The following is a 25,622-nucleotide window of genomic DNA, read 5'->3' as shown; positions in this document are numbered from 1 at the left end:
TTTATACTTTGGGCTAAATTAGTTATAATTTGCATTTACCCATAAACATCAGTGCTTGTAATTAGTTATCATTAATACATGAAAATAGCGTTAGCCCAACTTAACTATCATATAGGTAATTTCGAGTCGAACACGGCCAAGATCATTCAACACATACAAAAGGCGCGCGATAACGGTGCCGACCTGGTGGTGTTTTCTGAACTATGTGTTTCCGGCTATCCTGCCCGCGACTTTTTGGAGTTTAATGAATTTATAAGCCAATGCCTGGATTCCGCCAATACTATTGCCGCCGCCTGTAATGATATTGCTTGCATTATAGGCCTGCCTACCCCCAATAATAAGCCCGAAGGAAAGGACCTTAACAACTCTGCTTATTTTATTGAAAACGGTAAAGTAAAAGCGGTCGTAAATAAAGCCCTTTTACCTAACTATGATGTGTTTGACGAGTACCGTTATTTTGAACCATCAACCGAATTTAATTGTATTGAATTTAAAGGCCATAAAATAGCCCTTACCATATGCGAGGACCTGTGGAACACCATAGAAAATCCGCTATATATTACCCGGCCAATGGATACCCTTATTCAACAGGGGCCGGATATGATGATCAATATAGCTGCCTCGCCGTTTTCCTATACACATGATGATGAGCGTATAGATATTTTAAAGGATAACGCCAGCCGTTACAATCTGCCACTGTTTTATGTAAACACCATTGGTGCGCAAACCGAGCTGATATTTGATGGCGGATCATTAGTGTTTGATAATACGGGTAAATTGGTTGACGAGTTACCATACTTTGAAGAAAGCCTGGCGTATTATACTTTAGATGATAACAGCAAAATAACGTTTGATCATCCGGCGACTATACGCAAGGAAGATACAAGCGAAATTGCCCAGATACACCAGGCATTAATACTGGGTATTCAAGATTATTTTTATAAATCAGGGTTTAAGCAGGCTATTTTAGGCTTATCGGGTGGGATTGACTCTGCAGTAGTTTGTGCCTTAGCTGCCGAGGCGTTGGGTGCCGAGAATGTGATGGCGGTATTGCTACCCTCTAAATTTTCAAGCGACCACTCCCTGAAAGATGCTGAAGATTTAGTGAACAATTTAGGCTGTAAGCATGAGATAGTGCCTATTAAAAATATTACCGATGCTTTTGAAACAGCCTTGCATCCGCAGTTTAATAACCTGCCATTTAACATTGCCGAAGAAAACATCCAATCGCGCAGCAGGGCAGTGGTATTAATGGCTATGTGTAATAAGTTTGGTTATATCCTGCTCAATACCTCTAACAAAAGTGAGGCCGCGGTGGGTTATGGTACTTTATATGGCGATATGTGCGGGGGTATATCTGTAATTGGTGATGTATACAAAACACAAGTTTTTGAGCTGGCGCGATATATTAATCGTGATGCGGAGGTCATCCCTATCAATTCCATTACCAAACCACCATCTGCCGAATTAAGGCCGGGGCAAAAGGACACCGATTCATTACCCGAGTACGATATTTTAGACAGGATATTGAAAGAATACGTGGAGCACCGACGAGCATCGGCAGAGATCATTAAAATGGGTTTTGACGAGGCTATCGTACGCAAAGTGATAAGGCTGGTAAACATTGCCGAACATAAACGCTATCAAACGCCACCCATATTAAGGGTATCGCCAAAAGCATTTGGCATGGGCCGCAGGATGCCTATTGTGGGTAAGTATTTGCAGTAGCCCCACCCAACCCTCCCCGGAGGGAGGGCTTTAAATGCTGTTTAAAGTCTCCCGTGCCGGAGGAGATTTAGAGGGGGTTTTTATTTCCCCAACACCTCTGCCAACTTATTCTCTAAATCAACTCCACGCAAGTCTCTGGCTATGATCTTCCCTTCCGGATCCAACAAAAAATTAGACGGAATAGCCGTTACCGAGTAAAGCTGCGCCGCGCTGTTTTCCCAAAACTTCAGATCAGATACTTGCGTCCAAACCAGGCCGTCATTTTTTATAGCCGCTAACCAATCGGCTTTAGCGCCGGGCCTGTCTAATGATACACCAAGGATATTAAAATTGCGGGTTTTATATTTATTAAATAAACGCACCATTGTTGGACTGGCCTGGCGGCAAGGCCCGCACCATGATGCCCAAAAATCTATTAATAAATACTTACCCTTAAACATTGATAATTTAACGGGTAATCCGCGGGTATCATTTTGGGTAAAGTCGGGTGCCATAGCACCTACGGCACTTAATTTAGCGCGGTCTATTGATGCTTTAAGCACTTTGGCAGCTTCCGTAGCTTTAAGGTCAGCCGATAATACGTTATATAAATTATCTGACTCAAACGGGTCGGTTTTGCTATCTAACGTATTTAAGGCTATTATGCTTAAATAACTATTCGGGTGCATTACAATAAAGGTTTGTAAAGCCGACTGGTGTTCATTTTGCAATACCTTAAATTTTGCCTGCATTTCTGTTTGGTATTCATTGCTATTTTGTTTAGCTGCCGGTGCCGCTTGTATTTCGGCATTCAGCTTTTGTGCTTCGGCCTCAATGGCTTTAATTTGGCCAAGTAATTTAGTATTCTCCTCATTAATCAATGAACCGGTAATTTTAGCCTTTGCTATAGAATCGGGAGTAGTTATGGTAATCTCCCCTTTATCTAAAAAGAAAGTAAATACATCGGCAGTAGCCTCCTCTAATTTCGACATGCCTACACCTTTATGATCCATTACTAAAAAAGCATTTACCGGAAATAAAGTATTGCCGGTAAAACTAAAATCGCCATTAACCACGGCAGATGAGTCGGCAATTTTATTGGCACCTAACTGGTATAATAAATAAACCTGTGCCGGGGCATTCAAATTACCTGCCTTGCCTTTAATGGTAAATGTACCGCCCACCTGGGCACCGGCAAATAGTGGCGATAAAATGGCAAACAGAAAAAATAATCTCTTCATTAAAAATGGTTATACCGCTTTAAACGGATAAAATTTAAAAAAGGTATGTTAATTTAATTTTTGATAGGTGCGCCACCAAAGGTCGGGCAAATCGCCGGCAACCGCGGTTTGGTAGTCTTCGTAACGGCAAGGCACTAAATGAAAACGCTCGTTACGTGAGCCGCCCGTAGGATAAGGTACCTGCATCCACCAGCGGTCGCTTTTTTTGCTTTTTACAAACACCAGCTCATGCTCATCATGCTTTAAGCTGGTTTTGTATATAAGATATTGTGATTTGGGCTGAAGCGGGAAATCTTTTTTACGGTTATAAACGCCATCAATAAAATACCATATCATTTGGGATAACAGCATGGCGGTTTGCCCGTTGTTATCATAAGCCGGGTTAAACTCATAAAAACCTATGCTGGTTAGTTTATCGTTAAAACCGGCATAGCGGCATACCTGGCAAGCTTCCTCGCCATATAAGCCGTTGGGGGTAGCATTGGCATTACCCATAGCGTCTGACGAGCGTATGGCACTGATATCAAAGCTGATCATCCCCGCGTTGCGGATGATAGGCTCGGCAACTTCAACCTTGCCGCTAATCTCGCCCAGGCGATGTACATCAAAGTATAGCTTATCCATTACCCGCAGGCTATCCTGGCTGGCAAAAAAGGTTTGGTAGCCCAAATTGCTATAGTTGAACAGGTAATTAGGCTCATGCAAAAATATTTTATTGAGGTATGAATGCGATGTGGTTTCAATGGTTTCGCAATTACGGTCATCATCCAAATCAAAATGTGAATCTACCACTACCAGGTCAACCCTTTTTTCCAAATCCTCATAACCCAGGTATTGCGCATAGGTCAGATCCTGCCCGCCTCCAATGATAACCGGGATGATATTCTTTTTTATCAACTCGTTTACTACCGTTTTAAGCGCGTAGTAGGTATCGGTAACTTTTTCGCCCTGCTTAATATTACCCAGGTCGACAATTTTGGTTTTATAACTGCCTTCGTTTAAAAGGTATAAATGTTCGCGCACATAATCGGGACCCAATGCACAGCCCGAATTATTTATCGAGTTACGGTCTTCCAAAACGCCAATCAAAGCAATGTCTGCGGGCTCGTCTAAATCGGGAAATTTATCCACGTAGTAATTGATCTTACTACCTAAATGACTGGTATAATATCCGTTTTTAGGGGTGATCTTATCAAGGTCAAGCGGTGTAAAGAAATCGGATAAGGACATATATGTGAATGCGTATGTACAAATATGCGTATTTTTTGGATGTGCAGATGTGCGGATATGCAGATGTGCAAATTTTTTGTGTTATTGAAATAAAATGGATGTGCGATTCCCTTCCGCCTGAAGGCGGATGCAGGGCATTGTCATTAATTTAAGCGATCTATTAAAATCAAATGCGTCGTAGACGCAATAGGTCGGTAGTAAAAAGATGTTAAAAGTGACCGCATGCCGTAGGTATGCAACTTTAGTATCGTACCTACGGCACGATTATCCACTTTATACCCTTTTCTACCGACCTTTAACTCCTCCGGAGTTCCTTAACTTAATGACATTGGGTGCAGGGAGGGGTTAACCTACGGATAGGAATAATAAAAAATATATAATAGATTAGGAAAAGCTTCTGCACATCTGCACATTTGCATATCTGCACATCTATATCATATGCACATACTCGTAACAGGCGCAACAGGTTTTTTAGGTTCGGAGGTAGCTTTGCAATTGGTTCAATCGGGCCAAAGTATACGTTGCACTAAACGGGTGTCGTCTAAAATCCCTCAAATATTAAAACCTCATGCTAATTTGATAGAATGGGTGGATGCCGACCTAATGGATATATTTGCTTTGGAAGATGCTTTGCAGGGGATAACGCAGGTTTATCATAGCGCGGCATGGGTGTCATTAAAGCAGGCGGATAAAGAGCCTATGATACGCACCAACGTTACCGGCACCGCCAACCTGGTTAATTTATGTGTGGAGAAGGGGATAAGGTTAGTTCATGTAAGTTCCATAGCCGCTATTGGTACGGCAAAGCCCGGCGAATTGATTACCGAAAATGATCACCTGGATTCATCTGCAGAAAATGATGGCTACGCACTTTCAAAATTGGAGAGTGAGATGGAGGTTTGGCGCGGTATAGCTGAAGGTTTGGATGCGGTGATTGTAAATCCCTCATTAATTATAGGGCCAAACGCCGGCGTATTGGGCAGCGGGCAGCTTTTTGAAACTGTACGTAAAGGACTTAAAGTTTATACTACCGGCAGCGCTGGTTTTGTGGATGTGCAGGATGTAGCCAAATGTATGATAGCCCTGATGAATACCGATATTACTGCCGAGCGATATATCATCAGTGCCGAAAACAGGAACTACCAACAACTAACTGCCGAGATAGCCCAGGGTTTTGGTGTACAGCCCCCAACTATATTAGCCAAGCCGTGGATGATGGAAGTTGCCTGGCGTTTTGCTGCTGTATTATCAGCCATTACCGGTAAACCGCCCATGTTAGATAAGATAGCAGCCAGATCGGCTACGCTCAACAAAAACTTTGATAATACAAAAATTAAAAAGGCCATAGGCATTGATTTTAAGCCGGTAAGCAAAACAATTGTTGAGATCTGCGCGGCATTGGGCAAATAAAAATTTACAAAACACTGTTATTTTGCGCTATTATTCTGTTTAAAAATCCATTCAAAAGTTGCACTTTTGCACCATCGCAATATAAAAGCCATGAGTGACCCGTCCACGACGCAGCAATACTTCATTATAGATTTTGATAGTACCTTTACACAAGTGGAAGCTTTAGATGAGCTTGCACGTATATCATTAAAAGATCGCCCGGATAGGGAAGATATATATAAACAAATAGATGACTTGACCAACGCCTCCATGGAAGGCCGGTTATCATTCACCCAAAGCCTGGAAGCGCGTGTAAAGTTACTGAACGCCAATCGAGACCATTTAAAGCAGCTGATATCCCATTTAAGGAAAAAAGTATCTACCTCGTTTTCTCGTAACACCGTCTTCTTTAAAAACCACCAGAATGAAGTTTTAATTGTTTCCGGCGGGTTTAAAGAGTTTATCACCCCGGTAGTAACCGAGTATCATATCAAAAAAGAAAATATATACGCTAATACCTTTGTGTTTGATGACGAGGGTAACATTATAGGCTATGACCGCGAGAATCCACTATCGCAGGAAGGTGGTAAGGTTAAATTGTTAAAAGAATTAAATCTGCAGGGCGATATTTATGGCATTGGTGATGGTTATTCTGATTTCCAGTTAAAGGAATCAGGCATGATCAAGAAGTTTTTCGCCTTTACCGAGAACATTGAGCGTAAATCGGTAGCCGAGAAAGCCGACCATATTACCCCAAGCTTTGACGAGTTTTTATACATCAATAAATTACCCCGCGCTATATCATACCCTAAAAATCGCATTAAATGTTTGGTAGTAGGTAATATTGAGGCCGATGCTTTAGCACAAATGCGTAAGGAGGGTTATAATATACGCGAGCGCGAAAGTGTGGAGGACGAATATTTGCAGGAAGCCGGTATTTTATTTTGTGATGAAAATAATCAACCAACCGTTGAGCAACTGCAAAAAGCGGGTAGGTTAAAAGCCATTGGTTGTTTTGGTAAGATAAGTCGTAAAGTAGCCGAAGCAGCTTGCAAGTTGGGTATAATTATTTTTGATGACCCTAAACATAATCCGCGTAATGATGACTTTATCCCAAAAAGGGTGATGGGATTTATGAACGAGGGCAGAACGCATACCAGTTGTAATTTCCCTGATCTGCAGCCACCGCGTAACAATAAAGCTCACCGTTTGATACACATCCACGAAAACGTACCGGGTATATTGGCTAAAATAAACGAGGTATTTGCCCGCCATAACATTAATATAGTAGGCGAGTTTTTGGTGACCAACGAACAAATAGGTTATGTTATTACCGACGTTGATGCAGGTTACGATACCGAAGTGCTAAACGAACTGAAAGCTATTGAGCATACAATAAAGTTTAGGTTGCTGTATTAGCATATGGTTAATGGATCATAGTTCATAGTAATAGGCTATGAACCATGAACTATTAACTATGATCTTCCTTCATCGGCACCACCAATACCGGGATTTCTGAATGACGCACCACATGCTCGGCTACGCTGCCCATTAACAGGCGGTCTATCCCGCTGCGGCTATGGGTGCCTACAACTATCAGGTCTGCACCAAAATCTTTACTGCAATCTATAATTCCATCAGCGGTATCGCCAAACTCATTAAAATGGGTAACCTGTAAGTCTTTGCCAAATTTCTTTTCAATTTTTTCTAACAGGTTTTCTGACATATCATTTTGAACATTCATGATCTCTGCCTCACCTATCGCGTTAGGCAGTGAACCCGACAATGGATCCATCCCGGCGGAGGGTGGCATAAAATTTGGCTCAACTATATGTACCAAACCAACCTTAGCTTTAAAGGTACGGGCCATGTCAAACGCGTATTTGGCGGCATGTTCAGCGAAAGAACTATTGTCAATCCCGATAAGTATTTTTTTGATCAGCATGATGTTAGGGTTTGTTAGTTAAACAAAATAAAGATAATATGTTTTGGCTTTTTCTTTAGTTAGTTTATAACACAAAGAACACGGAGTAGGCACAAAGTTCACCGAGGCTGTCTTTGCTTCGATCTGTGTCTACTCTGTGATCTTTGCAGTTAATTTACCCCGTATTTACTTAGTCACACTTGTCAATAACCCGTTAGTATCCATCCAGCTGGTGCACCAATCAAACCAATGGGCTTTGCTTTGGCGGTTGTTTAACCCAAACCCGTGGCCGCCTGTGGCAAATACATGCATTTCGCCTTTAACTTTATTTTTTAGCAACGCATCATAAAACATTAAGGTATTTTCTATAGGTACTACGTTATCATCCGCAGCATGTACAATAAATGTCATAGGCGTATTAGGTGTAACTTGTTTTTCGTTACTATATAGGTCCACTACATTTTGCGAAGCATTAGCACCCACCAAATTATTTTTTGAACCCCGGTGTGTTTTGTCGCCAAAGGTTATTACCGGGTACATGAGTATGGCAAAGTCAGGACGAAGGCTTATATTAGCCTTATTATCAATCACCACTTGCGTAAAATGCGTAGCAAAGGTTGATGCCAAATGCCCACCAGCCGAAAAGCCCATGATGCCAATTTTATTGGGATTAAGTCCCCACTCGGCAGCACGTGTGCGGACTATGAACATAGCCTGTTCTGCATCCTGTAACGGACCAATAGTTTTATCAACCATGATCAGATCGTTTGGCAGGCGGTATTTTAATACAAAAGCGGTAACACCAATTTTTGCAAACTCGCGGGCCACATCATAGCCTTCTGATTTAATAGCCAGGCCGCTATAACCACCGCCCGGGCATATAATAACAGCTGCGCCATTGGCTTTACCTTTTTCAGGGAAGAATGGGGTTATGGTAGGTACGGTTACCTTGCCGGTACTAACTGCTTTATTAGCCGGTTCCACAAAATCTGCCGGGGCAGGTTTGGAGTTAGGGACAGCACCGGTATACAGATCAATTGGGGCTGCTTCTTGCGCAAAGGTTGATAGTGACAATAATAAACACGCCACCAGGTATAAGCTTATCTTTTTCATTGGGTTAGTAATTGGTTAGTACAATATGAAAAAAATAATTGATGTAGAAGAGAGATGTACAAAGTTTTTTAAAACTCTGTACGTCTGCAAGATGTCAGTCTGAGCTTGTCGAAGACTACCCCTTCGGCCCGCCAAATTCCATTAAGTAAGCTTTTAAAAACTCGTCCAGTTCGCCATCTAAAACCGCCTGTGCGTTTGATGTTTCATGGTCTGTACGCAGGTCCTTAACCAGTTTATACGGATGTAATACGTAATTACGTATTTGCGATCCCCATTCTATCTTTTTCTTATTGCCCTCAATTTTGTTGCTGGCTTCCTGCCGCTTACGCATCTCTATCTCATATAGTTGAGATTTTAATAAGCGTATTGCGTTATCCTTATTTTGCAGTTGCGAGCGTGATTCCTGGTTCTTGATAATAATGCCTGATGGTTTGTGATATAAACGTACAGCGGTTTCTACCTTGTTTACGTTCTGTCCGCCTGCACCGCCCGCGCGGAAGGTTTCAAACTCAATATCTGCAGGGTTAACCTCGATCTCGATAGTATCATCAACCAAAGGATAAACATAAACCGACGCAAAGGAAGTATGGCGCTTGGCGTTTGAGTCAAACGGCGAGATACGCACCAAACGGTGTACACCATTTTCGCCCTTTAAATAACCATAGGCAAAATCGCCCTCTAATTGCAGCGTAACGGTTTTCACCCCCGCCGATTCACCTTCCTGGAAATCCTGCTCGGTTACTTTATAGCCGTTTTTCTCGCCCCACATAATGTACATACGCATCAGCATACCCGCCCAGTCGCAGCTTTCGGTACCACCGGCACCCGCCGTAATTTGCAGTACGGCGTTAAACTGATCCTCTTCGGCCGATAGCATATTTTTAAACTCCAGCTCTTCTACTGCTTTTACGGCAGTGTTATATTGCTCCAGCATTTCCGCTTCGGTAGCATCGCCGCTTTTAAAAAAATCAAATAATACGCCGGTATCTTCTACAGTTGAAACTACTTTTTGAAAAGCGTCTGTCCAGATCTTTTTGGTTTTGATAGAAGCCAGTACCTTTTCGGCTTCTTTAGGGTGGTCCCAAAAGTTGGGGCCAATAGTGATGTCTTGTTCTATTTGCAGCGCATCGAGTTTTTTATCGATGTCAAAGATGCCTCCTCAGGGAAGTTACTCTATCCCTTAAATCCTGGACCTGTTCTTTAGTCATAAGGCAAATATAAAAATTTGTATCAGGGTAAATAAAAAAAGGTCCCGATATTTATCGGGACCTTTTATCCGGTAAAACCGGAATATAATTAAGCTATAGCCAGTTGGCTTAGTATGGCATCCATACCGGTAGCGTTATTACCGCTTAAACTTCCCAGCAATTTGTTCAAAGCAAAATCATTGTTTTTTTCGCCTGATTGTTGCATTAATTCTTTCATAACCGGTTTGATAAGTGCTTTGGCTGTAGTTAAAGCAGCTGCGGGCTCAACATCATAATAGTTATTTAGTTTGTTGGCAAACTTATTAACGGTACTATTGATCAATGGATTGTTAGCCGTATACATATCCTGAAACTGGAAATACTTTACCAGGTCCTTTAACTTTCCGTTCTCCATCTGGCCTTTCAAAACCTCAATGATCGAACTCGAAGCTTCATTGATTACCGCGTCATGAAATTTTACCGGAATCACTGGGTTGTCTATTACCGCCATCCCGGCGTTAGTTTTGACAAGCATAAAAAGTTTCTCGAACATAATACAACTGTTTTTAATGTTTATATTATTAATTTGATGATAAAAAATCCATTTCCTTATCAACAGTACAAATATATTGAATAAAAATTTAAATTCTGCAAAAAATTATTTAAAATCTTTGATAAACTGACAATTTGATGAAAAAGCGAATATCATTTTGTGAAATCGGCTAATTGTCGGTATTATAAAATTTAATACGGGGCTAAATATTAAATCCTATTTTTGAGAAAAAAACATCAACTATGCTGCCAAATATTGATTTTACCACCACCCAGGCTTATAAATATTTAACCGACCATTATATTGATGTGGTTAGCGAGAGTCTTAAAGGGTTTTTTGATGCTGATAATGAGCGTTTTAATAAATTTTCAGTTCGGTTTGAAGATATACTGCTTGACTATTCAAAAAACCGCATAATCGACCAAACTATAGCTTTATTACTACAGTTGGCCAAAGAATGTAGGCTAAATGATGCAATTAAGGCCATGTATAGTGGCGATATCATTAATGCTACAGAAGGCAGGCAGGTATTACATATCGCTTTGCGTAACCAAAGCAATACACCAATTTATGTTGATGGAAAGGATGTAATGCCCGATGTAAATAATGTGTTACAGCACATGAAAGAGTTTAGTGACGCGGTTGTTTCAGGTACCTGGAAGGGTTATACCGGCAAAGCTATTACTGATGTGGTGAATATTGGCATTGGCGGATCGGACCTTGGACCGGTAATGGTTACCGAGGGATTGAAAGCTTACAAAAATCATTTGAACCTGCATTTTGTATCCAACGTTGATGGTACCCACATTGCCGAAACCTTAAAAGGATTAAATGCAGAAACTACTTTATTCCTGATAGCGTCAAAAACATTTACTACACAAGAAACTATGGCCAACGCGCATAGTGCCCGCGATTGGTTTATTGAAAGCGGCGGCAAGGATATGGATGTAGCCAAGCACTTCGCCGCTTTATCAACCAATGCGGATGGCGTATCAAAATTTGGTATCGATACCAAAAATATGTTTGAGTTTTGGGATTGGGTTGGCGGCCGTTATTCTTTATGGAGCGCAATTGGTTTGTCAATATCATTAAGCATAGGCCACGAAAGTTTTGTTGAACTATTGCAAGGTGCCCATGCTATGGATAACCACTTTAGGGATGCAGAGCCTGATCAAAACCTGCCAACTATATTAGCCTTATTAGGCATTTGGTACAATAACTTTTTTGAAGCCGAAACCCAGGCCATTTTACCATACGACCAATACATGCACCGCTTTGCTGCTTATTTTCAACAGGGCGATATGGAAAGTAATGGTAAAAGTGTCGACCGTAATGGCAAGCCGGTTGATTACTCAACAGGCCCTATTATTTGGGGCGAGCCGGGTACTAATGGCCAACATGCTTTTTATCAGTTAATACACCAGGGAACAAAATTGATCCCTTGCGATTTTATAGCGCCTGCACAATCACATAATCCGTTGGGCGAACATCATACCATGTTGCTATCTAATTTCTTCGCGCAAACCGAAGCCTTGATGAATGGTAAAAGCCGCGATGAGGTAGTAGCGGAATTAAAAGCAGCGGGCAAATCGGCAGTTGAAATTGAAACTTTAGCACCATTTAAAGAGTTTGGCGGTAATCGCCCTACTAACTCTATCCTGGTTAAAAAAATAACACCACGCAGCTTAGGCTCATTAATAGCCATGTATGAGCATAAAATATTTGTACAGGGTATAATCTGGAACATTTACAGCTTTGACCAATGGGGAGTTGAACTTGGCAAGCAATTAGCAGGCAAAATATTACCTGAGCTTCGTACAAACGACGAGGTAACTTCACATGATTCATCAACCAATGGATTAATCAATCAGTATAAGGCCTGGAGGTAGTATCTTTAGATATCATATAATAAAGCGTCTGAATGTATCGGGCGCTTTTTTTATTTTGGCTAAAGCCGGATCTGTTTGCTATTGTTATCCGTTGGCTGAAGCCAACGGCAATGAATTGACTTGCAATAAAATTCATCGCCGTCCCTTTTAATGTATATCGGATGCTTTTTTTTATTTTGGCTAAAGCCGGATCTATTTGCTATTGTTATCCGTTGGCAGAAGCCAACGGCAATGAATTGACTTGCAATAAAATTCATCGCTGTCCCTTTTAATGTATATCGGATGCTTTTTTTTATTTTGGCTAAAGCCGGATCTGTTTGCTATTGTTATCCGTTGGCTGAAGCCAACGGCAATGAATTGACCTGCAATAAAATTCATTGCCGTCCCTTTTAAGGGACGGATAATAAATAATTACTATATTGGCTTTAGCCAAAACTATCACGATGTCATTTGTAAAGATCTGGGTTCATTTAGTTTTTGCCACTAAAAATCGCGAACCATTATTAAAAAAAGAATTCAGATATGATGTTTATAAACACATCAGCGAAAATTGCCCGGAGAAAGGAATATTTCTTCAAGCCATAAATGGATATACTGATCATCTGCATTGTCTAATATCATTAGGAAAAGATCAGAGCATTGCCAAAATCAGTCAACTCATCAAAGGCGAATCATCATTTTGGATAAACAAAAACAACCTTGTAGAAGGTAAATTTAGCTGGCAGGATGATTACTTTGCTGTTTCAGTTAGCGAATCGCAGTTGGAAGCTGTAACCAATTACATAAAACATCAAGAACAACACCACGCTAAAAAAACATTTGCCGAAGAAGCAGACGAATTTATGTTTAAATATGGTTGGCAGGTGCTGAGTTCTTAAATAACTATTTCTTTTTAAGTTTTATCTGGTACAAATGCGGCCATTTTTTGCCGGTAACAAACAGGCGTTTGCCCTTGGCATCCCAGGCAATGCCGTTTAATACATTTTGTGCATTATCATAACCGGCGGGCCTTTGGTTTAATGGCCATAAACTACTCATGTCAATAGTTTGGAGCACGGCCCCGGTTTTTGGGTCAATCACAATGATATTATCAGACTCATAAATATTGGCGTATAGTTTACCGTTGATATATTCCAATTCATTAACCTGTTGTATAGGTCCTTTGTCATCATACACCTCAATATATCCGGTTTGATTATAATTGTATTTATCTAAAAACCAAATGCGGTTGGTACTATCATCCATATATAGTTTTTTGCCATCATAGGCCATGCCCCAGCCCTCAACGCCAACATTGTTGTTAAATGTTTTAAGTAGTTTAAAGGTGTTTTTATCATAAACAAAGCCAATCTTGCTACGATAGGTTAGAACTACAATTTTGTCGCCCACTATCGCGCTACCTTCACCAAAATAAAGATCATCTATAATTGCTCTTTTTACAACTTTCCCTGTATTTAGTTCTACCTTGCGTAGATCTGATTCGCCTTCAAGACCTGTACTTTCATATAAATAGCCATCCTGGTACAATAAACCTTCGGTATAAGCACTGGTATCATGAGGGAACACTTTCTCTACCTCGTAAGTATATTGCTCAGGTGCTTTTGATGCTAATAAAACAAAATTGGTAGATGCATCTTGAGCCTGCCCGCCTTTAAAAAACTTTGCAGTTACTACTTTAATGCCTAACGGCAAGGTATCTGTTTTAATGCTTATAGCTGATGAATCAGTTTTTGTGGCCAGTTTAGTCGTATCTAATAAGTAAACAATTGAATCGGGCCTGCTATCCGCAGGAAAAGTCAATTTAACGGTTACCTCATCACCGGCTTTATAAGACGTGCCTGCTTCAGGGCTTAAACTTAAATTAGTTTCTGTACTGGTTTCTTTTTTATCGCAGGCGGTAATGATAAGTATCGCTGCCGCTAAAAGTAGGTGTAGTTTATTCTTCATTTTGTATTAGGTTGCCGATGGCCAAAACGCATCTTCAATATGCTTTATTGTATAATTAGTTTGTTTGTCAAATAATATGGCGATGATATCAAACCGTACCTCGCCCTGGTGATCCATCAGGTAAATATATTCATCCGCGGCTTGTACCAGTAGCTTTTGTTTGCGCGCGTCCACAAAATCTTCAGGCTCGCCAAAGGCATTGCCGGTACGCGTTTTTACTTCGGTAAATATAATAACACTATCCTTATAGGCAATCAGGTCAATTTCGGCTTTACCGTGGGTCCAGTTCTCATCCAGTATTTCATAACCTGCATTTTCTAACAATGCTTTGGCCAAACTTTCGCCTTTGCGGCCCAGGTCAAGGTGTAGTGCCATTACTTTAATATTACCGAGCCTAAGTAATCAGATATGGTTTTCTCCACCTTTTTCATCCGCATATATTGGTTTAGCAATATTTCCTGGTCGGCCTCGCCTTCGGTGGTTTGAAGTTCCTTGCGCAGGTTCTCCAATATCTTACCCACTTTTTGTTTTTTAAGGTGGAATATAGCACCCAAAATAGTAGCCTTCATATTGGCCTGCTCGTCGGGCACTAAAATTTTATGCATCTCATACCAGTTATCGCTCAAGGTATATTTTGTGGCGATGAGTGTCACTACCAGATCAACAATATCTTTATCGGGGTGATGAATAAAATGTTGCTCTTCCGGCAATACCCCGTTCTCTACTTCTTTGCTGTAAATGTCGATAAATGACTTACTCGCCGGGTGATCAAAGTCCACATCACCCAACTCCGCTATCATAAACGGGCCGATATAGGTATTGGCAATGCCATCCCAGTCGATCATTTTATTGCCGTATAGTAATAGCAGACGCACTATCTCTTTTTCCTGGGAATCAGTATCGGCATGCTTCTCCTGCGGCTCATCTAACAACGTTTCGTCAACAGGCTCAGGTGTACGCATCGGTTGCTGCTGTCCATCCTTTTTAGCTTTGGCCAGCCGCATTTTATTCAGTTCCGATATCAGAGAGCGTTCATCTATTTGTAAGATGTGGCTGCACTCTTTGATGAAAACTGATGCCTTAATAGAGTCAGGAATTTTGGCGATGCTTTCTACTATCTCGCGGATAACCTCTGATTTTTTTATGGGATCATTGCCTGCCTCGCCCAGCAGCATATCAGTTTTATAAAGAATAAAATCCTTTTTATTTTTCTCGATATGCGATTTAAAAGCAGCGGTGCCTACTTTACGTACGTACGAATCCGGGTCATCACCATCAGGGAAAAGCACCACTTTTACGTTGAGCCCTTCCTCCAATATCATGTCCAACCCGCGCAGCGATGCTTTGATACCTGCCGCGTCGCCATCATATAAAATGGTGATGTTTTTGGTGAAGCGGCTGATCAGCCTGATCTGCTCAACAGTTAATGACGTGCCCGACGACGCTACTACATTTTCTATACCTGCCTGGTGTACGGATAGCACATCGGCATAACCTTCAACCAAATAGCAGTTATCTTCCTCGCGTATTGCTTTTTTGGCAAAATACAAGCCATAAAGCACATTGGACTTATGGTATATCTCCGACTCGGGCGAGTTTACATATTTGGGTACGTTCTTGTCGCTTTTTAGGGTACGGCCACCAAAGGCAATGATGCGCCCGGTAAAGCTATGGATTGGGAACATTACCCTGCCGCGGTAGCGGTCATATAAACTGCCGTTGTCGCGCTTTACGGATAAGCCGCTTTCCACTAAAAATTCTTCCTGGTAGCCTTGTTTAATGGCATCACCTGTAAAAGCCTCCCATTGGTCGGGCGAGTAGCCTAACTCAAATTTTTTAATGGTTTCGTTAGTAAAACCACGTTCTTTAAAATAGCTTAGTCCTATGGCTTTGCCCTCATCAGTATTTAACAGGCTTTCATGAAAAAATTTAGCGGCATACCCGGTAACAATCATCAGGCTTTCGCGGCGATGTTCTTCTTCCTTGTTTTCGGCTGCTTCTACCGTTTCCTCTACCTCAATACCGTATTTTTTGGCCAGCCATTTCAAGGCTTCGGGGTAGGTAAACTTTTCCAGTTCCATTAAAAAGGTAACAGCGCTACCACCTTTACCCGATGAAAAGTCTTTGAAAATACCTTTAGCCGGCGATACGGTGAATGATGGGGTACGCTCGTTAGCAAAAGGGGAGAGGCCCACAAAGTTGGCCCCCCGTTTTTTTAATTGTACAAATTCGCCAATCACCTCCACAATATCTGTGGCTTCCATAATACGGTCGACTGTGGCTTTGGTGATCATGTTTACTATTAAAAATGCAAATGTAGGCAATTACACATCGCCTTTAATTTGGGAAGGTTAATTTACAAAATATTTATTGGCCTCGGCTTTAAAAATGTAATTGCTATGCCGCATAGTACAATTACACTCCCTATTAGCTCTTTTAGCTCCAGGGTTTCGTTTAATATCAGCGCGGCCAACAGGCCTGCTACTACGGTTTGGCTCAATAAGGTGATAGATATGGTGGTAGATTCCAGGCGGTGTATAGCATGGTTGATAGTTATCCACCCGGTTAGCTGGCAAATTAACCCCATGCCTATCAAACTGCCCCAGGTTTTTACGTTAAAATCAAACAGTTCATTGCCCAATAGCAAACATAATGACAGTAAAAAAATGCAGGATGCCAGCATACTGTAAAACATAAACGGAAGGGTACCTACACGCCTTAAAATGTCTTTGGTTACCAGCATATACGTAGCATACAGCATACTCGCAACAATAGCGTATACTATGCCGATATTTAATTTGAGTTGGAGCAAATTGTTTAAGCCAACCAATATTACCATGCCTGCAATGGCTACCCATGTGCCTATCCAAAATAGCCTGCCGGATTTTTTCCGCAAAATAAAATAGCTGATCAATCCCACCCAAACCGGGGCAAGGTTAGCTAATAGGGTTGATACCGTTGCGGTAATCATTTTAAGGGATTGGTTCCATAATGCGATATCCGCAGCAAATATTATACCCCCTAAACACGAAAGCAGGATGTCCTTACGGTCCATTTTCAAATTATTTTTATACAAACAATAAGGCGCTAAAAATATAAACGCGAAAAACAGACGGTAAAATCCGCATACTATAGGCGATGCATCAGCCAGCTTTACAAATATGGGCGAGAAGGAAATGCAGATAATGCCGAAAGCCAGGCTAAGTTTGGGATTCATAGTGTGCAAATTTACTTATTAGTGTTGGTATAACCGGGTGTCATCCTGAGCTTCGTCGAAGGGTGAGCGCAAAGGCCTCGCACGCATGCTTCGAGAGCCTCAACATGACAGCCTTTTTTAAGGAATTAACCCATCAACATAAATCAAATAATCGTAATTTAGCCCCTCGTTAAAATATACTATACAACAATGAGCCAGCGAATAAAGATCAAAGCGTTATTAGAAAGTAAACAAACCGATATTGATGTAACTGTAAAAGGGTGGGTGCGTACCTTCCGTAATAACCAGTTTATCGCTTTGAATGATGGCTCAACCAATAGCAATATACAGGTGGTGGTTGATTTTGAAAATACCGATGCCGCCTTATTAAAACGTATTACCACCGGTGCCGCTTTAAGCGTTAAAGGTTTGCTGGTTGCCTCGTTAGGCAAGGGACAAACTGTTGAAGTTAAAGCTAAGGAAATTGAAATTTTAGGCGATAGTGATCCGGAGAAATATCCATTACAGCCTAAAAAGCATAGCCTGGAGTTTTTACGCGAGATAGCTCACCTGCGTTTCCGGACCAACACTTTTGGAGCCATTTTCAGGGTGCGTAACACCCTGTCATTTGCTATACACCAGTTTTTTCAGGACAAAGGATTTGTTTACCTGCATACGCCTATTATTACCGCCAGCGACGCGGAAGGCGCGGGAGAGACTTTCCATGTAACCAATTTCGATCTGGGAAATCCACCAAAAGGAGAAAACGGCGAAGTTGATTTTAAACAGGACTTTTTTGGTCGCGCCACTAACCTAACCGTTTCCGGCCAACTGGAAGGGGAGTTGGGTGCAATGGCTTTAAGCGATATCTATACTTTTGGCCCGACATTTCGTGCCGAAAACTCAAATACTACCCGCCACCTGGCCGAGTTTTGGATGATAGAGCCGGAGATGGCCTTTGCGGATATTACCGATAACATGGATACTGCCGAGGCTTTACTGAAATATGTTATCAAATATGCCTTAGATAAAAATGCCGAGGACCTGGAGTTTTTAAGTCAGCGTTTGGCAGAAGAGGAAAAACAAAAACCACAGCAAGAGCGCTCAGAAATGACGCTGATAGAAAAGCTGCAGTTTTGTTTAGCTAATGATTTTGAGCGATTGACTTATACCGAGGCGATAGACATTTTAAAAGAATCAACTCCGAATAAAAAGAAGAAGTTTCAATACCCGGTTGAAGGCTGGGGTACCGACCTGCAATCAGAGCACGAGCGTTATTTGGTGGAGAAACATTTTAAAAAACCGGTTATCCTGACGGATTACCCAATGGAGATCAAATCATTCTACATGCGCCAAAACGATGACGGTAAAACCGTTGCCGCAATGGACATTCTTTTCCCGGGTATTGGCGAGATAGTAGGCGGATCGCAACGCGAGGAGCGTTTAGATAAACTGGAGCAACGTATGGACGATTTGGGCATACCAAAAGACGAGCTATGGTGGTATTTAGATACCCGCCGCTTTGGTGCCTGCCCGCATGCCGGTTTTGGTTTAGGCTTTGAGCGTTTGGTGCTGTTTGTTACCGGTATGGGTAACATTAGGGATGTGATACCTTTCCCAAGGTTCCCTAAGAACGCGGAGTTTTAGTGAGATTCCACAGATTTTGATTGATTTCACTGATTATCGGTGTAATCCGAAGTAATCGGTGAAATTATCTTATACTATAATCCCTCTGCTGTATCAAAAAGCTGGCGCGCTCCTCCTTATGAAACGGTACATCCCAGTTGCCCTGGTAGCTTACTTTGGCAGGTAGTAGTTCGCCGTTAAATGGGATGAGTTCAATATTCATCTTTACATCAAAATCAAACAGCAGGTTGCTGTATTTCATATCTACGTAACGGCCCAGTATTTTAAAGTCGCGCATATCAAATATGGTGGTGAGTTCGCGTATCATCACATCGCCCTCGGCTGTGCTTGGTTTTTTAATGACTTTAAATCGGTATACGGGAATCGAATCAAGGTACTTACCACGAGTAAACTCATACTGGTAAAACTGGCGCATATTACGGCCAAAAATTTCGGTTTTGCCGCTTAAAAATGGTATGCCTGTTACTTTACGTCCCGGCGAAAAAATGAGTGTTTTTAGCTTTTGTTTGTACGATTGGTTCTTGCCATCACCTTTAAAAAAACCATCGTTAGCACTAAACTCCGAATTATAGGCATTGGTAAAAATGTAATCAAACATCTCGGCGGTATACAACTGGTACTTGCCATTTTTTTTGTAGATGTTGCCTTTATCCTGTTTAATTAAATACTCGTTTTTAGGTTTGCCATTTACTACAGTGTGTTTAATACGCCTGTAGATCTCGCCATCAACCTTATTCTTTTTATCGTAAGTATAAATGTGGTTGTCGGCAACAAAGGCGTAGCGTTTCATATTACGAAAAGCTTTGTAAAAACCCGTATCGGCCAGTACCGCGTCTATAAAATCCTGCGCGGTTAGCTTATGCGATTTAATGTTTACTGCCGAATCAATTACAACAGTCATTACTGTATCCGGGTTAAAACGTTGGGCGTAACTATAGGTGCTTACAAGAGTTATAGCCAGGAAGAAAAAGATTTTTTTAAACATTATTTTATTCGGGTAAACAACATTAGCCCGGTAGACCAGTTGAAAGGGGTATAAACAAAGTCTGTACGGTTTTGCAGGTCATTTACCAAACGATCAACATTTTGCTGGTGCCCTTCGGGCCAGTTGGGTTGGGGCAGCAAATCGTCAATTAAGTAAAAGCCACCCGGTTTAACTAATTTTAAAGCTGTGTTTAAATTGCCAAATTTTCCCGGCCAGGCATCGGCAAATATCAGGTCAAATTGTTCTCCCTTATAATTTACCAGCCAGTTGTTACCATCTTCGGTATAAAAATTTATTCTTTCGTCGGCAGCAAAAATAGCTTTGGCCACTTTTTGCCAATGCGCGCTATTATCAACCGTATATAGGGATGATTTGCTGTCCGCACCCTCGGCCAGCCAGGCTAATGAAAGCCCGGTACCTGTACCCAGGTCTAAAAAACGGCCACCGGGTTTTGATGCGGCTAACGCCCTCAGCAATGAGCCTGTCTGCAGGTCAGAAGGCATATTAAAACCCAACTTTTCACTTTCACTTTTAAGCTGTTCGTAATATTTAGGAACAATAATATTTTGGTCGTTTAGCATAGCGTGTTTATTTAATTACCCAATTGTTTAATAGCAATATAAGCCATTAGTCCCACACTTGTTTCTAAAGCGGTTTCTTCAATGTCAAAAGTTGGGGTATGTACCGATGAGGTGATACCCCGTGCTTCGTTACGCGTACCTAAACGATAAAAGCAGGCATCGGCAACTTGGGTATAGTAAGCAAAATCCTCGCCGGCCATCCAAATATCCAGGTCCAATACATTCTCGGCACCTAAATAATCCTCCGCAAAACCACGCGCGGCTGCAGTTAGCTTAGGCTCGTTAGTCAAAAACGGATAACCTTTTACGATATTAAAATCGCAGGTGGCACCCATGCTTTCGGCAATACCTTTGGCCATTTTTATCATTTTTTCGTGGGCCTCAGCGCGCCATTTTTCATCCAGTGCCCTAAAGGTGCCTTCCAGTTTCACCTCGTTAGGTATAACATTGGTAGCACCGTTAGCAGTTACCTTACCAAATGATAACACGCATGATGTTTTAGGGTCCGAAAAACGGCTTACAATCTGCTGTAAAGCGGTTAATATATGGGCGGTGATAATTACGGGGTCGACGTTTTGTTGGGGTTGTGCAGCATGGCCGCCTTTACCGATAACGGTTACATATAATTCATCCGTTGATGCCATGTACTGGCCCGAACGGAAACCTACTTTACCCGCTTCAATTAAAGGCATTACGTGCTGCCCTATTACGGCTTGCGGTTTGGGATTTTCCAAAACACCCTCTTTGATCATGATGCTGGCACCACCGGGTAATTTTTCTTCAGCGGGTTGGAATATGAGTTTGATTGTACCGCCAAATTGGCTTTTTAACGAGGTTAATATTTTAGCCACGCCTAGTAATGATGAGGTATGAACATCATGGCCACAGGCGTGCATTACACCGTTATTTTGCGATTTATAAGGCACATCATTAGCCTCGGTAATAGGCAACGCATCCATATCCGCGCGCAAGGCAACCACGTTGGTTGATGGTTTATCACCTTTAATTAACCCAACTAAACCGGTATCGGCCATCTTAACATATTCGATACCCAATTCATCCAGTTTACCGGCAACAAATGCCGAGGTTTCTACCTCATGGAATGAAAGTTCAGGATGGCTATGCAGATGGCGGCGATTGGCCACTACATCATTAAAAATGTTTTTTGCTAACTCCTGTATCTGCTGTTTAATCATTGGATGTATCTGCTTTTGACGGATTTATTTTTTCGGATATGATAAATAAACTGGTAAAGTTACCTTTTAGTTGCTGCATTATTTTTTCAGCTTCTAAACGGGTGCGGTAATCACCTGCCTTTACCTTAAAATAAGGCTCGGTATAACTAATATAGGTACGCTGTTCCGGGTACTTGCTCTGAAACTTTGCCTGCGCTTCATAAGCCGCTTTACGGTTTGAGCCACTATATATTTGCACCCTAAAACCGCGCGACGAATACGGGATAACCTTACTTGCAGCGGGACTTTTTAAACTGAACCGCTTTGCTATTAACGTATCAATCCGCGAATCTTTAATTACCTCAACCTTACCTCGTTCCTGCCCAAAGGTAAATATCGGCATAAAAAAAACACATCCGGCTATGCAGCTAAATATCGCCTTATAAACAGATGTGTTTTTCATGGTATTCCTATTAATTGTCATTCGTCATTATCAGAATGACAAATTATTTATGCCTGGCCTGCACCATGGCAGTTTTTATATTTTTTACCGCTACCGCAAGGGCAGGGGTCATTACGTCCTATCTTTTGCTCCACCCTAACAGGGGTAGCTTTTTGCAATTCGCGTATGTCATCAGGCATATCGCTGTAATTGCCACCTTCGTGTACTAACTCAGGTTTTGAGGTGCGTATCTTCCTATGATCCGTTTTAGGCATTGGCCTTGCTTCCTGTATATCTTCAGGTGCCTGCTGTGTAGCAATACCGCCTCTGAATAAGAAACTCACCAACTCTTTATTCACACTGGCCAATAACTGGCGGAATAAATTGAATGCCTCAAACTTATAAACCAATAACGGGTCCTTTTGTTCGTATACTGCGTTTTGTACGGAGTTTTTCAACTCGTCCATTTCGCGTAAATGCTCTTTCCAGGCATCGTCAATAAGCGATAGGGTAACATTTTTTTCAAACGATTTTACAACCTCTAAACCCTTGTTCTCAATTGATTTTTTAAGCGGCACAGCTATTTGTAAGCCGTGTATACCATCAGTAAACGGAACAATTATGTTCTCTACCAAATTACCACGGGTATCAAAAACATCTTTTAAAACAGGATAAGCCTGCTCTGCAATAGCATTTGATTTACGTTTGTAAAAATCAGTTACCTCCGCAAAAGTTTTGTCAACCAATTTATCTATAGATAAGTTAGCAAACTCATCGTCAGTAATTTCTACATCTACTGAGAATATACGGATGATCTCTAAACGGAAACCTTCAAAGCTGTTTTGTTCTTTATATTCTGTAGCGATATCCTCTACTACATCAAAAAACGTGTTATTTAAATCAACATCCAGCCTGTCGCCAAATAAAGCGTTTTTACGCTTGGTGTAAATAACGGTACGCTGCGAGTTCATCACATCATCATACTCCAGCAAACGTTTACGTATACCAAAGTTATTCTCTTCAACTTTTTTCTGCGCACGCTCAATTGAGTTTGATATCATAGAGTGCTGTATCACCTCGCCTTCTTCAATACCCATTTTTACCATCAGGTTTGATATACGCTCTGATCCGAATAAACGCATCAGATTATCCTCTAACGATACAAAGAATTGTGAAGACCCCGGGTCGCCCTGCCTACCGGCACGACCACGCAACTGGCGGTCAACACGGCGCGACTCATGGCGCTCGGTACCTACAATGGCTAAACCACCTGCTTCTTTAACGCCCTCGCCCAGTTTAATATCCGTACCACGACCAGCCATGTTGGTAGCAATAGTTACGGTACCGGCTTTACCGGCTTCGGCTACTACATCAGCCTCTTTTTGGTGCATTTTGGCATTCAATACGTTGTGTTTAATGCCACGCAGTTTAAGCATACGGCTCAATAACTCTGATATCTCAACCGAAGTAGTACCCACCAATACCGGGCGGCCTGCTTGCGTTAGTTTTACTATCTCATCGGCAACGGCGTTATATTTTTCGCGGATGGTACGGTATACCAGGTCCTGCATATCGCTACGCTTGGTTGGCGTGTTGGTTGGTATTTCTACCACATCCAGTTTATATATTTGCCAAAACTCACCCGCTTCTGTAACCGCAGTACCCGTCATACCACAAAGTTTATGGTACATCCTAAAGTAGTTTTGCAGGGTTATGGTAGCAAATGTTTGCGATGCATCTTCAATTTTTACATTCTCTTTAGCCTCAATTGCCTGGTGCAATCCGTCAGAATAACGGCGGCCATCCAATACACGGCCGGTTTGCTCATCAACAATTTTTACTTTTCCGTCATCTAAAATGTACTCAGTATCTTTTTCAAATAGGGTATAAGCTTTTAATAGCTGGTTAACCGAATGTATACGATCTGATTTAATAGAAAAATCGCGCATCAATTCGTCCTTACGGGCAATTTTATCTTCTGCAGGCAGGTCCGATTTTTCAATATTAGCAATCTCGGTACCTACATCCGGCATCACAAAAAAGTGAGGGTCCTCACCGGCAGCGGTAATCAGCTCGATACCTTTTTCGGCCAGTTCAACCTGGTTTTGTTTTTCATCAATCACAAAAAACAGCTCCGCATCAACCTTAGGCATTTCTTTGCCCTGGTCCTGCATATAGTAGTTCTCTGTTTTTAACAGTACATTTTTGTTTGAGCCTTCACTTAAGTATTTAATTAAGGCTTTGCTTTTTGGTAAACCACGGTAAGCACGTAATAAAGCTAACCCGCCTTCGTCTACACCTGTTTTGCCTTCGGCGATAGCTTTTTTGGCCTCATTTAAAACGCCGTTAACATAATTTTTCTGTGCGTTAACCAAACGCTCAATACGGGGTTTCAGATCATAAAACTCATGCTCGTCGCCGCGTGGTATTGGGCCTGATATAATTAAAGGTGTACGGGCATCATCAATTAAAACCGAGTCAACCTCATCCACCATGGCATAATGCAATTTACGTTGTACCAATTCTTCAGGGCTGCGTGTCATATTGTCACGCAGGTAGTCAAAACCAAACTCATTATTGGTGCCAAAAGTAATATCAGCTAAATATGCCTGGCGGCGTTCTTCTGAATTCGGCTGATGTACATCAATACAATCTACCGACAAGCCATGAAACTCATACAAAGGCCCCATCCACTCCGAGTCACGTCGTGCCAGGTAATCATTCACAGTAACAATATGTACGCCTTGTCCGGCAATTGCATTTAAATAAGCAGGTAGGGTAGCTACCAAAGTTTTACCCTCACCTGTTGCCATTTCAGCTATTTTACCCTGGTGCAATACAATACCGCCAATTAGCTGTACATCATAGTGTACCATGTTCCAGGTAACCTCATTATCTGCTGCCAGCCATTTGTTATGGTGTATAGCCTTGTCGCCTTTTATTACCACATTACCTTTGCGCGCGGCCAGGTTACGGTCAAACTCCGTAGCCGTAACCTCAATGGTAGGATTCTCGGTAAACCTGCGGGCAGTTTCTTTTACCACGGCAAAAGCCTCCGGTAAAATACGTAATAGTATATCTTCCAGCTCTTTATTGCGGTCCTTCTCCAGTTTATCCAGTTGGGTGTATAGGTCTACTTTTTCGCTAACCTCTAAATCGGGATTATCGGTTTGATCCTTAATAGCCTGTATCTGGCTGTCAATATCGGCTAAACCTTGTTTAATGGTTTCTTTAAAATCTATGGTTTTGGCCCTAAGCTCATCATTGGTAATTTGATCCAATTTGGCATATTCCTCTTTAATTTTTTCAACTAAAGGCATTATGCCCTTAACATCTCTATCTGATTTGCTTCCAAAAAGCTTACTAATAAATTCTAACATATTATAATTGATATAACCCGACAATCTCAACAATTG

21 protein-coding genes are annotated in these 25,622 nt (G+C 41.6%); 6 read left to right on the top strand and 15 right to left on the bottom strand.

The features are described from left to right. The first annotated feature begins 78 nt into the window (after window positions 1-78). Window positions 79-1,728 (top strand): NAD+ synthase, encoded by a 1,650-nt coding sequence (locus ACYVJ6_RS12400; protein ID WP_460694382.1) that lies wholly within the window; start codon window positions 79-81, stop codon window positions 1,726-1,728. A gap of 80 nt (window positions 1,729-1,808) precedes the next feature. Here the strand turns inward: ACYVJ6_RS12400 and ACYVJ6_RS12395 are convergent, their stop codons facing one another. Together ACYVJ6_RS12395 and ACYVJ6_RS12390 are read right to left on the bottom strand one after the other, a co-directional pair. Then, complete coding sequence (locus ACYVJ6_RS12395) at window positions 1,809-2,948, bottom strand: redoxin domain-containing protein (RefSeq protein ID WP_460694381.1); 1,140 nt, start codon at window positions 2,946-2,948, stop codon at window positions 1,809-1,811. Window positions 2,949-2,996: 48 nt separating this feature from the next. Continuing rightward, the gene (locus ACYVJ6_RS12390) at window positions 2,997-4,178 is read right to left on the bottom strand and encodes a formimidoylglutamase (protein WP_460694380.1); all 1,182 of its coding nucleotides are present in this window, start codon (window positions 4,176-4,178) and stop codon (window positions 2,997-2,999) included. A 438-nt stretch (window positions 4,179-4,616) separates the two neighbouring features. Here ACYVJ6_RS12390 and ACYVJ6_RS12385 point away from each other — a divergent pair, with 438 nt between their 5' ends. Together ACYVJ6_RS12385 and ACYVJ6_RS12380 are read left to right on the top strand one after the other, a co-directional pair. Beyond that, window positions 4,617-5,588 (top strand): NAD-dependent epimerase/dehydratase family protein, encoded by a 972-nt coding sequence (locus ACYVJ6_RS12385; protein WP_460694379.1) that lies wholly within the window; start codon window positions 4,617-4,619, stop codon window positions 5,586-5,588. Between the two features lie 90 nt (window positions 5,589-5,678). Then, complete coding sequence (locus ACYVJ6_RS12380; protein ID WP_460694378.1) at window positions 5,679-6,986, top strand: HAD-IB family phosphatase; 1,308 nt, start codon at window positions 5,679-5,681, stop codon at window positions 6,984-6,986. A gap of 52 nt (window positions 6,987-7,038) precedes the next feature. On the opposite strand, the gene ACYVJ6_RS12375 is transcribed toward ACYVJ6_RS12380, so the two are convergent. The 4 genes from ACYVJ6_RS12375 to ACYVJ6_RS12360 form a co-directional block, all read right to left on the bottom strand. Then, window positions 7,039-7,512 carry a universal stress protein gene (locus ACYVJ6_RS12375; protein ID WP_460694377.1) on the bottom strand — a complete coding sequence of 158 codons (474 nt, stop codon included), beginning with the start codon at window positions 7,510-7,512 and terminating at the stop codon, window positions 7,039-7,041. Window positions 7,513-7,677: 165 nt separating this feature from the next. Continuing rightward, on the bottom strand, window positions 7,678-8,604 hold the full coding sequence (locus ACYVJ6_RS12370; RefSeq protein WP_460694376.1) for an alpha/beta hydrolase: 927 nt from the start codon (window positions 8,602-8,604) through the stop codon (window positions 7,678-7,680). 115 nt (window positions 8,605-8,719) lie between these two features. Next, window positions 8,720-9,812, bottom strand: a protein-coding gene (gene prfB, locus ACYVJ6_RS12365) for a peptide chain release factor 2 (RefSeq protein WP_460694375.1) whose coding sequence is annotated in 2 segments (ribosomal slippage) — window positions 8,720-9,751 and window positions 9,753-9,812 — 1,092 coding nt in all. Because the reading frame shifts where the segments join, the coding sequence is not laid out codon by codon here. Window positions 9,813-9,900: 88 nt separating this feature from the next. Beyond that, window positions 9,901-10,344, bottom strand: a complete 444-nt coding sequence (locus tag ACYVJ6_RS12360; RefSeq protein ID WP_460694374.1) for a hypothetical protein — start codon at window positions 10,342-10,344, stop codon at window positions 9,901-9,903. A gap of 242 nt (window positions 10,345-10,586) precedes the next feature. Here ACYVJ6_RS12360 and pgi point away from each other — a divergent pair, with 242 nt between their 5' ends. Both pgi and tnpA read left to right on the top strand, forming a co-directional pair. After that, the gene (gene pgi / locus ACYVJ6_RS12355; protein WP_460694373.1) at window positions 10,587-12,233 is read left to right on the top strand and encodes a glucose-6-phosphate isomerase; all 1,647 of its coding nucleotides are present in this window, start codon (window positions 10,587-10,589) and stop codon (window positions 12,231-12,233) included. A 443-nt stretch (window positions 12,234-12,676) separates the two neighbouring features. Further along, window positions 12,677-13,111: an IS200/IS605 family transposase gene (tnpA, locus tag ACYVJ6_RS12350; RefSeq protein WP_460694372.1), complete on the top strand. Its 435-nt coding sequence runs from the start codon at window positions 12,677-12,679 to the stop codon at window positions 13,109-13,111. Window positions 13,112-13,115: 4 nt separating this feature from the next. Here tnpA and ACYVJ6_RS12345 read toward each other — a convergent pair whose 3' ends face one another. From ACYVJ6_RS12345 to ACYVJ6_RS12330, 4 genes are all read right to left on the bottom strand, one after another. Further along, window positions 13,116-14,180, bottom strand: coding sequence for a glutaminyl-peptide cyclotransferase (locus tag ACYVJ6_RS12345; RefSeq protein ID WP_460694371.1), 1,065 nt, complete (start codon window positions 14,178-14,180; stop codon window positions 13,116-13,118). A gap of 6 nt (window positions 14,181-14,186) precedes the next feature. Next, a complete protein-coding gene (locus ACYVJ6_RS12340) occupies window positions 14,187-14,555 on the bottom strand; it encodes a YraN family protein (protein ID WP_460694370.1) in 369 nt (122 codons plus the stop codon). After that, window positions 14,555-16,474 (bottom strand): DNA primase, encoded by a 1,920-nt coding sequence (gene dnaG, locus ACYVJ6_RS12335; RefSeq protein WP_460694369.1) that lies wholly within the window; start codon window positions 16,472-16,474, stop codon window positions 14,555-14,557. The genes ACYVJ6_RS12340 and dnaG overlap by 1 nt, the downstream gene beginning before the upstream one ends. Before the next feature lie 62 nt (window positions 16,475-16,536). Continuing rightward, window positions 16,537-17,397: a DMT family transporter gene (locus tag ACYVJ6_RS12330; RefSeq protein WP_460694368.1), complete on the bottom strand. Its 861-nt coding sequence runs from the start codon at window positions 17,395-17,397 to the stop codon at window positions 16,537-16,539. 189 nt (window positions 17,398-17,586) lie between these two features. Between ACYVJ6_RS12330 and asnS the strand changes: the two genes are divergently transcribed. After that, on the top strand, window positions 17,587-19,023 hold the full coding sequence (asnS, locus tag ACYVJ6_RS12325) for an asparagine--tRNA ligase (RefSeq protein WP_460694367.1): 1,437 nt from the start codon (window positions 17,587-17,589) through the stop codon (window positions 19,021-19,023). 64 nt (window positions 19,024-19,087) lie between these two features. On the opposite strand, the gene ACYVJ6_RS12320 is transcribed toward asnS, so the two are convergent. The 5 genes from ACYVJ6_RS12320 to secA are packed head-to-tail and all read right to left on the bottom strand — an operon-like array spanning window position 19,088 to window position 25,586. Then, window positions 19,088-20,008, bottom strand: coding sequence for a hypothetical protein (locus tag ACYVJ6_RS12320; protein WP_460694366.1), 921 nt, complete (start codon window positions 20,006-20,008; stop codon window positions 19,088-19,090). Further along, a complete protein-coding gene (locus ACYVJ6_RS12315; protein ID WP_460694365.1) occupies window positions 20,008-20,589 on the bottom strand; it encodes an O-methyltransferase in 582 nt (193 codons plus the stop codon). The genes ACYVJ6_RS12320 and ACYVJ6_RS12315 overlap by 1 nt, the downstream gene beginning before the upstream one ends. 11 nt (window positions 20,590-20,600) lie before the next feature. Then, window positions 20,601-21,785, bottom strand: a complete 1,185-nt coding sequence (locus ACYVJ6_RS12310) for a M20 metallopeptidase family protein (protein WP_460694364.1) — start codon at window positions 21,783-21,785, stop codon at window positions 20,601-20,603. Next, window positions 21,778-22,227, bottom strand: a complete 450-nt coding sequence (locus tag ACYVJ6_RS12305) for an SPOR domain-containing protein (protein ID WP_460694363.1) — start codon at window positions 22,225-22,227, stop codon at window positions 21,778-21,780. Before ACYVJ6_RS12305 ends, ACYVJ6_RS12310 begins: the two co-directional genes overlap by 8 nt. A gap of 47 nt (window positions 22,228-22,274) precedes the next feature. Next, window positions 22,275-25,586, bottom strand: coding sequence for a preprotein translocase subunit SecA (gene secA / locus ACYVJ6_RS12300; RefSeq protein ID WP_460694362.1), 3,312 nt, complete (start codon window positions 25,584-25,586; stop codon window positions 22,275-22,277). Window positions 25,587-25,622: the final 36 nt, after the last annotated feature.

The sequence above is a fragment of the Mucilaginibacter puniceus genome (assembly GCF_054783175.1).
This window is presented reverse-complemented; position numbering and strand designations above follow the sequence as displayed.

Bases quoted from the DNA above. Each gene is read 5' to 3' on its own strand.
- ACYVJ6_RS12360 (WP_460694374.1), bottom strand. From the start codon at position 10,344: ATGTTCGAGAAACTTTTTATGCTTGTCAAAACTAACGCCGGGATGGCG.
- ACYVJ6_RS12380 (WP_460694378.1), top strand. From the start codon at position 5,679: ATGAGTGACCCGTCCACGACGCAGCAATACTTCATTATAGATTTTGAT.
- dnaG (WP_460694369.1), bottom strand. From the start codon at position 16,474: ATGATCACCAAAGCCACAGTCGACCGTATTATGGAAGCCACAGATATT.
- ACYVJ6_RS12395 (WP_460694381.1), bottom strand. From the start codon at position 2,948: ATGAAGAGATTATTTTTTCTGTTTGCCATTTTATCGCCACTATTTGCC.
- ACYVJ6_RS12345 (WP_460694371.1), bottom strand. From the start codon at position 14,180: ATGAAGAATAAACTACACCTACTTTTAGCGGCAGCGATACTTATCATT.
- ACYVJ6_RS12330 (WP_460694368.1), bottom strand. From the start codon at position 17,397: ATGAATCCCAAACTTAGCCTGGCTTTCGGCATTATCTGCATTTCCTTC.
- ACYVJ6_RS12315 (WP_460694365.1), bottom strand. From the start codon at position 20,589: ATGCTAAACGACCAAAATATTATTGTTCCTAAATATTACGAACAGCTT.
- secA (WP_460694362.1), bottom strand. From the start codon at position 25,586: ATGTTAGAATTTATTAGTAAGCTTTTTGGAAGCAAATCAGATAGAGAT.
- pgi (WP_460694373.1), top strand. From the start codon at position 10,587: ATGCTGCCAAATATTGATTTTACCACCACCCAGGCTTATAAATATTTA.
- ACYVJ6_RS12320 (WP_460694366.1), bottom strand. From the start codon at position 20,008: ATGTTTAAAAAAATCTTTTTCTTCCTGGCTATAACTCTTGTAAGCACC.
- ACYVJ6_RS12340 (WP_460694370.1), bottom strand. From the start codon at position 14,555: ATGGCACTACACCTTGACCTGGGCCGCAAAGGCGAAAGTTTGGCCAAA.
- ACYVJ6_RS12310 (WP_460694364.1), bottom strand. From the start codon at position 21,785: ATGATTAAACAGCAGATACAGGAGTTAGCAAAAAACATTTTTAATGAT.
- ACYVJ6_RS12385 (WP_460694379.1), top strand. From the start codon at position 4,617: ATGCACATACTCGTAACAGGCGCAACAGGTTTTTTAGGTTCGGAGGTA.
- ACYVJ6_RS12400 (WP_460694382.1), top strand. From the start codon at position 79: ATGAAAATAGCGTTAGCCCAACTTAACTATCATATAGGTAATTTCGAG.
- asnS (WP_460694367.1), top strand. From the start codon at position 17,587: ATGAGCCAGCGAATAAAGATCAAAGCGTTATTAGAAAGTAAACAAACC.
- tnpA (WP_460694372.1), top strand. From the start codon at position 12,677: ATGTCATTTGTAAAGATCTGGGTTCATTTAGTTTTTGCCACTAAAAAT.
- ACYVJ6_RS12390 (WP_460694380.1), bottom strand. From the start codon at position 4,178: ATGTCCTTATCCGATTTCTTTACACCGCTTGACCTTGATAAGATCACC.
- ACYVJ6_RS12375 (WP_460694377.1), bottom strand. From the start codon at position 7,512: ATGCTGATCAAAAAAATACTTATCGGGATTGACAATAGTTCTTTCGCT.
- ACYVJ6_RS12305 (WP_460694363.1), bottom strand. From the start codon at position 22,227: ATGAAAAACACATCTGTTTATAAGGCGATATTTAGCTGCATAGCCGGA.
- ACYVJ6_RS12370 (WP_460694376.1), bottom strand. From the start codon at position 8,604: ATGAAAAAGATAAGCTTATACCTGGTGGCGTGTTTATTATTGTCACTA.